Below are 11077 nucleotides of genomic sequence, written 5' to 3'. Positions count from 1 at the left end.
CCCCCCCGCTGCCCCCTGTGATCGCCCACTAAGCTTTCACAGAGGGCTCATCGGAGATCATTGCCATGAACAACGTAGCTATTGCCGCCATCGACCTCGGAAAACATTCCTTTCATCTTCATGCTCAAGATGATCGCGGCCACGAGGTTCACCGCAGAAAGTTTACGCGCGCAGCACTCACCCAATATCTGGCGAAACTGGAACCCTGCACCGTCGTGATGGAAGCCTGTGGCGGCGCCCATTTCATGGCGCAGGAAGTCGCCAAGCTGGGGCATACGCCCAAGCTTATTGCGCCACATCTGGTACGCCCTTACGTGAAGAGCAACAAAAACGACTTCGCTGATGCCGAAGCGATCTGCGAGGCGGCGACCCGGCCCACAATGCGCTTCGTGCACCCCAAAACCCAGGCTCAGCAGGCGCTGGCGATGCTCAATTCGGTTCGTGAGTCGTTCATCAAAGACCGTACCGCCACCGTCAATCGGATTCACGCAGCCCTGCTGGAGGTGGGTATCAGCCTGGCTCCCGGCTTCAAATCCATCAAAGAGCTTCCAGCATTGCTTGAGATGAGTTCATTTTCCGGCTCCATCAAAAAAATTCTGATGGGGTTGCATGAGCACTTCAACTATCTGGATGGGAAGGTCAAAGCGCTGGACAAGGAGGTGGAATGCCAAGCAGCTGAAGATGATCTGGCGGCTCGTTTGATGACCATGCCGTGTGTCGGCCCGATCACCTCCAGCGCCTTGGCTGCCGAGTTGGGCGATGGCAAACAGTTCAAATGCGGCCGAGGCTATGCGGCGTCGATCGGGCTGGTACCCAAACAGCACGGTACGGGCGATAAAACCGTGTTGCTCGGCATCAGTAAACGCGGCGATCGAAATCAGAGGCGCCTGCTCATCCAGTGCGCCCGTGTGTACTTGATACAACTGGAACGACAGAAAGGCGCCTTGGCGGACTGGGTCCGCCAACTATTAGCTTCCCGCCATCACTCCAATCTCGTGGTCTGCGCACTGGCCAACAAGCTGGCAAGAATCGCCTGGGCGATAGCCGCACACCACACTGAATTCGATGCGGGGCCAGCCGCGATGAACGCCTGACCCCGCTGTCACCCGAGCACCACCCACCTGGTTTTGCGATGCTGGATAACTGATGACGTGAACGGCCAACCGGCCTGACGACAACCCTGGGCTCCTACACGGCTGTAAGGCCGTTCAACTAATTAGGGTCGTTGGGCATCGATTCTCATCGAGGCGCGGGGCGACACCCCCACTCAGACGCCGGATAGATGAAAGCAAGCCAAACACGCATCAAATACAGTATTGCAGAAAAGGGGGTAACCATAGATGTAGGAGCGAGCTTGCTCGCGATGGTCGTGAACGGTAACGCGCCCAGTCAGACACCCCGCGACATTCTCTGGTTTTTCGCGAGCAAGCTCGCTCCTACAGAGACCGCACCAAGCCTTAATGCCCGTAGTGTTTCTCACCCCAGGCCAACAACCCTTGCAGCAACTCCTTGAGCACCACCCGCGTCGGCTCCGCCAGATCCGGGCGATAGCGGAACGGCTCGAACTCTTCCATGTACGTGCACTGCCCCAGCTCCAGTTGCACAGCGTGAATGTTCTCGGCCGGGTTGCCGTAGTGGCGGGTGATGTGGCCGCCCTTGAAGCGTCCGTTCAGCACATGGGTGTAATTGTCGTGACGCGCGCAGATCGCTTCGAGTTGCGTCGCCAATTGAGGATCGCAACTGGCGCCGTTGAAGGTGCCGAGGTTGAAGTCCGGCAACTTGCCGTCGAACAGGTGCGGGATCAGCGAGCGGATCGAGTGCGCATCGAACAGCAGTGCGTAGCCGAACTCGGCCTTCAATCGCGCCAGTTCCTGCTGCAAGGTGCTGTGGTACGGCGTCCAGATCTGCTCTAGCCAGGTCGCGCGCTCTTCTTTCGAAGGCTCCAGCCCTTCGCGGAACAACGGCACGCCGTCGAACAGCGTGGCCGGGTACAAGCCAGTGGTCGCACCCACGTACAAGGGTTTGTCGTCGGACGGCCGGTTCAGGTCGATGACGAACCGCGAGTATTCGGCGGCCAGGGTGCTGGCCCCCAGTTCGGCGGCAAAATCGTACAGCAGAGGGATGTGCCAGTCGGTGTCCGGCAGGCTTTTCGCCTGGGGGATCAAACCGGCTTCAACCGCAGGCGTCAGCCGCACACCGGCATGGGGCATGCTGATCAGCAGCGGTACGCGACCTTGTTTGAAGTTCAGAACCTTATCCACAACAGATCTCCTACAGACTTGATTCGACGCCGTGGCGCACGACGCGTTTTTCCAGGTCGCCGCCCAGCCAGTAACAGAGGTCGGCCGGACGATCGATTTGCCAGGCGACGAAATCCGCGACCTTGCCAACCTCCAGCGAACCATGGGTGTCGGCCATGCCCAAGGCAGTAGCGGCGTGAATCGTCGCGCCGGCCAGGGCTTCTTCCGGGGTCATGCGGAAGCAGGTGCAAGCCATGTTCAGCATCAGGCGCAGCGACAGTGCCGGCGAGGTGCCCGGGTTGAGGTCGCTGGCGATGGCGATTTTCACCTCGTGCTTGCGCAAGGCGTCCATTGGCGGCAATTGGGTTTCACGCAGGAAGTAAAAGGCACCGGGCAACAGCACCGCGACAGTCCCGGACTTGGCCATGGCGATGGCGTCGTCCTCGGTCATGAACTCCAGGTGATCGGCGGACAACGCGTGGTAACGCGCCGCCAGGCTCGAGCCGTGCAGCGACGACAACTGCTCGGCATGCAGCTTCACTGGCAAGCCCAGTTCCTGGGCGGTAATGAACACCCGCTCGACTTGCGCCGGGGAGAACGCCAGGTACTCGCAGAACGCATCCACGGCATCGACCAGCCCTTCGGCGGTCAGGGCCGGGAGCATGTCGGCGCAGATATGATCGATGTAGTCATCGGCGCGATCGGCGTATTCCGGCGGCAGGGCGTGAGCCGCCAGGCAGGTGCTGCGCACGCTGACCGGTAGTTCGGCGCCGAGACGACGGGCCACGCGCAGCATCTTGCGCTCGTTGGCCAGGTCCAGGCCGTAGCCGGACTTGATTTCGATGCTGGTGACACCATCGCGCATCAGGCTTTTCAGACGCTTGGCGGCACTGGCGAACAACTCGTCTTCGCTGGCCGCGCGGGTGGCGCGCACGGTGCTGGCGATGCCGCCACCGCTGGCGGCGATTTCCGCGTAGCTGACGCCTTGCAGGCGCTTTTCGAATTCGCCGCTGCGGTTACCGCCGAACACCGTATGGGTGTGGCAGTCGATCAGGCCTGGCGTGACCCAGGCCCCGTTCAGATCATTGACGGCCGAGTACTCGCCCGCCGGCAATTCACCGCGCGGGCCGATCCACTCAATGTGCACTCCTGACGTCACGATGGCCGCGTCCTCGATGATCGAGTAGACGCCTTGTGCCATGGTTGCGACGTGACAGTGTTGCCAGAGAGTTTTCATCCTTGGCCTCCATTAGGTTATCGATGAGAAAAAGTAGGATCCTGCGCCACCAAGGCTGCCTGGCCCGCCGCCGGTTTCACCCACGTCAGGTAAGCCAGCACCAGCAAGACGATCCAGACCACGCCGACGATCAGCGCTGCCTGGGTGTCCGGGAAATAGCCCAGCACACCGAAGATGAACAGCATGAAGGCAATCGCCGCCGCCGGCGCATAGGGCCAGAGCGGTACCGGGAACTTCAGTTGTGCAACCTGCTCGGCGCTCATGGACCGGCGCATGGCCACCTGGGTCACCAGGATCATCATCCAGACCCACACCGTGGCAAAGGTCGCGATGGAAGCGATCAGCAGGAACACGTTTTCCGGGATCAGGTAGTTCAGCAACACGCCCAGCAACAGCGCGGCACTCATCACCACGACCGTCATCCATGGCACGCCATTGCGCGACAGGCGGGCGAAGCCCTTGGGGGCGTGGCCTTGCTGGGCCAGACCGAACATCATGCGGCCAGCGCCGAAGATGTCACTGTTGATCGCCGAAATCGCCGCCGTGATCACCACGATATTGAGGATGGTGGCCGCCGAGCTGATCCCCAGCTTGTCGAAAATCTGCACGAACGGGCTGCCCTGGCTGCCGATCTGCTGCCATGGAAAGATCGACATCAGCACCAGCATTGTCAGCACGTAAAACAGCAGAATCCGCAACGGTACGGCATTGATCGCCCGGGGCAGCACGTGCTGCGGGTCCTTGGCCTCACCTGCCGTTACGCCGATGATTTCAATACCGCCAAATGCAAACATCACCACCGCGAACGAAGCAATCAGACCACCCATGCCATTGGGCATGAAGCCGCCCTGGGTCCAGAGGTTGCTGATGTCGGTCGCTTGGCCGGGGGCAGAGCTGATGCCGAACAGCATGATGCCGAAACCACCCAGGATCATCGCGACGATGGCCGCGACCTTGAGCAGCGACAGCCAGAACTCCATTTCACCGAAGACTTTGACGTTGCACAGGTTCAAGCCGCCGACGATGGAAACGACACCCAGCACCCAGATCCAGCGGGAAACCTCCGGGAACCAGAAGCCCATGTAAATCCCGAACGCGGTAACGTCGGCCATGCCGACGATGACCATTTCGAATGCGTAGGTCCAACCGAGGATGAAGCCCGCCATCGGCCCCAGGTAAGTACTGGCGTACTGGCCGAAAGAGCCGGCTACCGGGTTGTGCACCGCCATCTCACCGAGGGCGCGCATGACCATGAACACTGCCGCGCCACCGATCAGGTACGCGAGCAGCACCGCAGGCCCGGCCATTTGAATGGCCGAGGCAGAACCGTAAAACAGCCCGGTGCCGATTGCCGACCCCAGCGCCATGAAGCGAATATGTCGGGCAGAGAGCCCGCGTTTCAAACCTTTTTCTGGCTGTTGCATTGCTCGTCCCTAATTATTGTTATTCGACGCTAAATCGAATCGCCGGCAAGCCGGCTCCTACAGGTTTAACGCGAACTTCTGTAGGAGCCGGCTTGCTGGCGATGGCGCCCTTACAGGCTAGGCAGCAACTTCGCCGAAACCAGCTCGTTCAGGCAACGCGAAGCCAACAATTCAGACGCCGCATTGATGTCCGGCGCGAAGAAGCGGTCTTTCTCGTAGAACGGCACTTCGTTACGCAGGATGGCGCGGGCCTTTTCCAGTTTTGGCGAGGTTTTCAGGCCGTCGCGCAGGTCCAGGCCCTGAGCCGCCGCCAGCCATTCCACGGCGAGAATGCCACGGGTGTTCTCGGCCATTTCCCACAGACGCTTGCCCGCTGCCGGGGCCATCGACACGTGGTCTTCCTGGTTGGCGGAGGTCGGCAGGCTATCCACCGAATGCGGATGGGACAAGGCTTTGTTTTCGCTGGCCAGTGCCGCCGCAGTCACCTGGGCGATCATGAAGCCGGAGTTCACGCCACCGTTGGCCACCAGGAACGGCGGCAGTTGCGACATGTGCTTGTCCATCATCAACGAGATGCGGCGTTCGCTCAGGGAACCGATTTCCGCGATGGCCAGGGCCATGTTGTCGGCGGCCATGGCCACCGGCTCGGCGTGGAAGTTACCACCGGAGATCACGTCACCTTCAGCGGCGAACACCAGCGGGTTGTCGGAGACGGCGTTGGCTTCGATGGCCAGCACTTCGGCGGCCTGGCGGAACTGGGTCAGGCAGGCGCCCATGACTTGCGGCTGGCAACGCAGGGAGTACGGGTCTTGAACCTTCTCGCAGTTTTCGTGGGAGTCGGAGACTTCGCTGCGCTCGCCCAGCAGATCGCGATACGCGGCGGCGGCATCGATCTGGCCTTTCTGGCCACGGGCGGCGTGGATGCGGGCGTCGAACGGCGAGCGCGAGCCCAGCACCGCTTCAACGGTCAGGCCGCCCAGCGCCAGGGCACCGGCGAACAGGTCTTCGCCTTCGAACAGGCCACGCAGGGCAAACGCGGTGGACACCTGGGTGCCGTTGAGCAGCGCCAGGCCTTCTTTCGCGGCCAGGGTCAGCGGGGTCAGACCGGCAACTTTCAGCGCTTCGGTGGCTTCCATCCACTCGCCTTTGTAGCGCGCCTTGCCTTCGCCCAGCAGCACCAGCGACATGTGCGCCAAAGGCGCGAGGTCACCGGAGGCACCGACCGAGCCTTTCAACGGAATGTGCGGGTAGACCTCGGCGTTGATCAGGGCGATCAGCGCGTCGATCACCACGCGGCGGATGCCGGAGAAACCACGGCTCAGGCTGTTGACCTTAAGCACCATGATCAAACGCACCAGGTCGTCGCTGATCGGCTGGCCGACACCGGCAGCGTGGGACAGCACCAGCGAGCGCTGCAGGTTTTCCAGGTCTTCACTGGCGATGCGGGTCGAGGCCAGCAGGCCGAAACCGGTGTTGATGCCATAGGCAGTGCGGTTCTCGGCGAGGATCTGTTCCACGCAGGCGACGCTGGCTTCGATCTGGGCCGAGGCGCTGTGGTCGAGGGTCAGTTTCACCGGTTGCTGATAGACGTCGCGCAGTTGGGCGAGGGTCAGTTGGCCGGGAATCAGGTTTAGCGAAGTCATTTTGTGCTCCTTTTGAGAGTTAGCTATTAACTAACCAGACGCTCCGGAGATATCCGTTGTCCGTCGCATCCCCCTTTTTGAGGGGGTGGCGCCTTGGCACGCTGGTTTTGTAGGGAAATCAGTTCAAATTCGGCAAAGCTTTTTGCAGCAAAACAGGGTCTTTCAGAACACTGGCAGCGGCGGCAATGTCGGGTGCCAGCCAACGATCCTGGTCGTAGGCAGGAACTCGCTCACGCAGCAGACGCCAAGCGGTACCGGTGCCCGCGCCGAAGCGTTGTTCTTTCAAGAACTCAAATGCCTGGGCCGCCAGCAAATACTCGATGGCGAGGATCTGCGTGCAGTTTTCCAAGGCGCGATGCAGCTTCAGCGCAGCGTTGGTGCCCAGGCTCAGGTGATCTTCCTGAAGGCCGGAAGTGACGTAGTTGTCGAGTACTGCCGGTTGCGCCAGTTGACGGTTCTCCGCACACAGCGAAGCGGCCACGTATTGCACGATCATCATCCCGGAGTTCACGCCCGGGTTGGCCACCAGGAAAGCCGGCAGGCCGCTGACGTGCGGGTTGATCAAACGGTCCAGGCGACGCTCGGCGATGGAGCCGATTTCCGCCATGGCAATCGCCAGCAAGTCCGCCGCCATTGCCACGGACTGGCCATGAGGGTTGGCCTGGGACACCACGCGGTAATTGTCCGCGGTGCCCAGCACCAGCGGGTTGTCTGTGGCGCCGTTGAGCTCGGTTTCGATCTGTTTGATCGCGTGTACCAGTTGATCGCGCGCAGCACCGTGCACCTGCGGGATCGAGCGAATGCTCAGGGCATCCTGGGTGCGAATGCCTTTGCTCTGGGCGATGACTTCGCTGCCGTCGAGCAACGCCCGAAGGTTGATCCCGACCTGTTGCATGCCCGGGTGCGGCTTGAGCGCGATGATCTCCGCGTCGAACGCATCGATCTGCCCGCGCTGGGCTTCGAAGCTCATGGCGCCGATCACGTCGGCCCATTCCAGCAGGCGCGTGGCATCGGCAATCGCCAGGCAGCTCAGGCCGCTCATGCACGGCGTACCGTTGACCAGGCACAAACCGTCCTTGGCACCGAGCTTGACTGGTTGCAGGCCTTCTTCGGCCAGCGCTTGCTGCGCGGAAACGATCTGCCCGCAATAACTGACATTGCCCACGCCCAGCAGCGCGATGCCGATGTGTGCCATGTGCGTCAGGTAACCCACGGAACCTTGTGACGGCACTTGCGGGGTGATGCCCCGGTTGAGCAGCGCCAGTAGCGCTTCGACGACCTGACGGTGCAGGCCGGATTTGCCGTGGCTGTAATTGACGATGGCTGCGCACATGATCGAGCGGGTCTGCTCGTTCGTCAGCGGCGCACCCACCCCGCAAGCGTGGCTGAGCAAGGTGTTGCGCGACAACTGGCTGAGTTGTTCGTCCTGCAGCGAGACGTTGCACAGCGCGCCCAGGCCGGTGTTGATGCCGTAGGCACGTTCACCGCTGGTGACGATGCGCTGGACGATGGCCTGCGCGTTTTCGATGCGCGCCCAGATCGGCGCCGACAGCTCAAGCTGTGCGCCATCACGGGCGACAGCGACCACATCCCGCCAAGTTACCTGCGCTTGGGTGATAACGATTTTTTCAGCCTGGGACATCTTCAACCTCGCGTGTACAACCTGAACATTGATGCAGCATTGCCGACGCCATCGCTGGCAAGCCAGCTCCTACAGGGATTGCCTACACCTTGTAGGAGCCGACTTGCCGGCGATGGGGCCAGCACAGCCACCACAAACCTCTTAAACCACCGCCGCCCGACGCTGCACAAAGCGGTCAACATATTCATCCGCCGGCGAGTGCAGGATCTCTCTCGGCGTGCCGACCTGGATCAGGCGACCGTCCTTGAGGATGGCGATGCGGTTGCCGATGCGCACGGCTTCGTCGAGGTCGTGGGTGATGAAGACGATGGTCTTGTGCAGGGTCTTTTGCAGCTCCAGCAACTGGTCCTGCATCTCCGCGCGGATCAGCGGGTCGAGGGCGCTGAACGCTTCGTCCATCAGGATGATGTCGGTGTCCGCCGCCAAGGCACGAGCCAGGCCCACACGCTGGCGCATGCCGCCGGAAAGCTGATGCGGGTATTTGTTTTCGTAGCCCTTGAGGCCCACGGTGTTGATCCAGTGCAGCGCACGCTCGGCGCACATGGCTTTGCTTTCACCACGAATTTTCAGGCCGTAGGCGACGTTGTCCAGCACGCTCTTGTGCGGCAACAGGCCGAAGCTCTGGAACACCATGCTGATCTTGCGCCGGCGAAATTCGCGCAGGGCTTCCATGTCGTATTGCAGGATGTCCACGCCGTCCACCAGGATCGCGCCACTGGTCGGGTCGATCAGGCGGTTGAAGTGGCGTACCAGGGTCGACTTGCCGGAACCCGACAGGCCCATGATCACGAAGATCTCACCGCTACCGATGCTCAGCGACAGGTCGTTCACGCCGACCACGCAGCCGGTTTCGGCCAGCACCTGGTCCTTGGTCTTGCCCTGGCCGACCATGGCCAGCGCGTCCTTGGCACGGTTACCGAAAATCTTGAAGACGTTTTTGACTTCGATCTTGCTTACGGTTGCGTTGTTCATTTGCTCACCTCATGCCGTGCACGACCGTACGCCTGTGTAATGCGGTCGATCACCACAGCCAGAATCACGATCGCCAGACCAGCTTCGAGGCCGCGTCCGACGTTGAGGGTCTGAATCCCCACCAGCACGTCTTCACCCAGGCCACGGGCACCGATCATCGAGGCGATCACCACCATCGACAGGGCCATCATGGTGGTCTGGTTGATCCCGGCCATGATGCTCGGCAGGGCCAGCGGCAGTTGTACACCGAACAGTTGCTGCCAGCGGTTGGCGCCAAAGGCGTTGATCGCTTCCATCACTTCGCCGTCGACCTGGCGAATGCCCAGATCAGTCAGACGGATCAGCGGCGGCGCAGCGTAGATCACCGTGGCGAAAATCGCCGGGACCTTGCCCAGGCCGAACAGCATCAGCACCGGGATCAGGTACACGAAGCTCGGCATGGTCTGCATGATGTCCAGCAACGGCATCAGCACCGAACGCAGGCGATTGCTGCGGGCCGAGAGGATGCCCAGCGGAATGCCGATCAACACCGAAATGATCGTCGCCACCATCATCAGTGCCAGGGTCTGCATCAGCTTGTCCCAGAGACCGACCGCACCCACCAGGAACAGCAGGCCGACGATTACTGCCGTGGTCACGACTTTACGGGTCGCGTGCCAGGCCACGCCCGCCACGATCGCCAGCATCAGCCACCAGGGTGCCGCACGCAGCAGGCTTTCAAGATTGACGATGGCCCACAACAGGGTGTCAGAGATGTGCCGGAACACGTCGCCGTAGTTGGTGACCAGCGAATCGACCCAACCGTTGACCCAGTCGGCGATGGAAAAGGTAAAGCTTTCGGGAAACATAAGAGACTCTCAATCAAGGGGTTGCGATCAAGCATCCGACTGCCGTTGCCGACAGCCGGAGAAGCTCAACCTACAAGGCCGCGTCGATTTTCTTGGCTGCGTCTTCGCTCACCCACGCGTGCCAGACTTCAGGATGTTCCTTCAAGAAGATCTTCGCCAGTTTTGGCGACTCGATCCGCTCTTTGGTCATGCGCCCCAGGTTCTGGTTCAGCAAGTCGATTGGCACGTTGACCTTTTCCAGAACGGCTACCAGCTCTGGCGCTTCGTCGTGGAAAGTCTTGGACAGGCCGACCTTGATGGTCACGGTCTTGTTCACGCCTGGCTTCTCTTCGAGTTTCACCACATCGACCTGGCCCATCAGCGGGGTTGGCGACCAGTAGTAGAACAGGATCGGCTCGCCACGCTTGTAGCTCGACAACACGGCGGCATCCAGCGCCGGGCCGGTGCCTGGGCGGAAGTTGGTGTAGGTGCTTTCCAGGCCGTAGCTTTTCAGCATTTCGCTGTTGTCCAGCTCACAGGTCCAACCGGCCGGGCAGTTGTAGAAACGGCCCTTGGAGGGTTCTTCGGCGTCCTTGAAGATCGCCGAGTATTTGCCCAGGTCAGCAATGTTTTTCAGGTCCGGCGCCTTGGCTTCCAGCTTGCGCTTGGCGTCGCCTTCGATCACGTAGCGCGGCACGTACCAGCCTTCGATCGCGCCAACAACCGGCGCGCCGACACCGACCACCTTGCCGGCCTTCTCGGCCTTGTTCCAGACTTCGCTACGGCCGACCCATTCCTCGGCAAACACTTGAATATCGTTGCTGCCCAGGGCGTTTTCCATGGTGATGGAGTTGCCCGGCAGGCTGTCAGTCTTGCAGTCGTAGCCTTTCTCCAAGACGACTTGCATTACGTCGGTCAGGAGCATCGCGCTTTCCCAGTTCAAACCGGCGAATTTCACCGGTTTGCCCGATTCGCACCAACCCGCCGCCTGAGTGGCGCCGGCGCTGGCCAGCAGGCCCATGGAAAGCAATGTGGTCAGCAGGGTCTTGTTCGATTTCATTGTTGTGACGCTCCTAATCATGAATTGGCTTA

9 protein-coding genes are annotated in these 11077 nt (G+C 61.1%); 1 reads left to right on the top strand and 8 read right to left on the bottom strand.

The features are described from left to right. Positions 1-65: 65 nt before the first annotated feature. Positions 66-1094, top strand: a complete 1029-nt coding sequence (locus B0D71_RS24010; RefSeq protein WP_103392895.1) for an IS110 family RNA-guided transposase — start codon at positions 66-68, stop codon at positions 1092-1094. Positions 1095-1457: 363 nt separating this feature from the next. Here B0D71_RS24010 and hutG read toward each other — a convergent pair whose 3' ends face one another. The 8 genes from hutG to B0D71_RS23965 form a co-directional block, all read right to left on the bottom strand. After that, complete coding sequence (gene hutG / locus B0D71_RS24000; RefSeq protein WP_103396929.1) at positions 1458-2261, bottom strand: N-formylglutamate deformylase; 804 nt, start codon at positions 2259-2261, stop codon at positions 1458-1460. Between the two features lie 10 nt (positions 2262-2271). Further along, the gene (hutI, locus tag B0D71_RS23995) at positions 2272-3477 is read right to left on the bottom strand and encodes an imidazolonepropionase (RefSeq protein ID WP_103396928.1); all 1206 of its coding nucleotides are present in this window, start codon (positions 3475-3477) and stop codon (positions 2272-2274) included. Between the two features lie 17 nt (positions 3478-3494). Next, positions 3495-4901: an amino acid permease gene (locus B0D71_RS23990; RefSeq protein ID WP_103396927.1), complete on the bottom strand. Its 1407-nt coding sequence runs from the start codon at positions 4899-4901 to the stop codon at positions 3495-3497. Positions 4902-5011: 110 nt separating this feature from the next. After that, a complete protein-coding gene (gene hutH, locus B0D71_RS23985) occupies positions 5012-6544 on the bottom strand; it encodes a histidine ammonia-lyase (RefSeq protein ID WP_103396926.1) in 1533 nt (510 codons plus the stop codon). Between the two features lie 118 nt (positions 6545-6662). Continuing rightward, positions 6663-8186, bottom strand: a complete 1524-nt coding sequence (locus B0D71_RS23980; protein WP_103396925.1) for an HAL/PAL/TAL family ammonia-lyase — start codon at positions 8184-8186, stop codon at positions 6663-6665. Positions 8187-8327: 141 nt separating this feature from the next. Beyond that, positions 8328-9158 (bottom strand): quaternary amine ABC transporter ATP-binding protein, encoded by an 831-nt coding sequence (locus B0D71_RS23975; RefSeq protein WP_007975542.1) that lies wholly within the window; start codon positions 9156-9158, stop codon positions 8328-8330. Beyond that, positions 9155-10006, bottom strand: coding sequence for an ABC transporter permease (locus B0D71_RS23970; RefSeq protein WP_103396924.1), 852 nt, complete (start codon positions 10004-10006; stop codon positions 9155-9157). Before B0D71_RS23970 ends, B0D71_RS23975 begins: the two co-directional genes overlap by 4 nt. 70 nt (positions 10007-10076) lie before the next feature. Then, entirely contained in the window at positions 10077-11045 is a 969-nt protein-coding gene (locus B0D71_RS23965; protein WP_008047787.1) for an ABC transporter substrate-binding protein, read from the bottom strand. Between the last annotated feature and the right edge of the window lie 32 nt (positions 11046-11077).

This window comes from Pseudomonas laurylsulfativorans (assembly GCF_002906155.1).
Classification (GTDB): Bacteria; Pseudomonadota; Gammaproteobacteria; order Pseudomonadales; family Pseudomonadaceae; genus Aquipseudomonas; species Aquipseudomonas laurylsulfativorans.
Note: the sequence above shows the minus strand (reverse complement) of the source record. Positions and strands in the feature narration are given on the sequence as shown.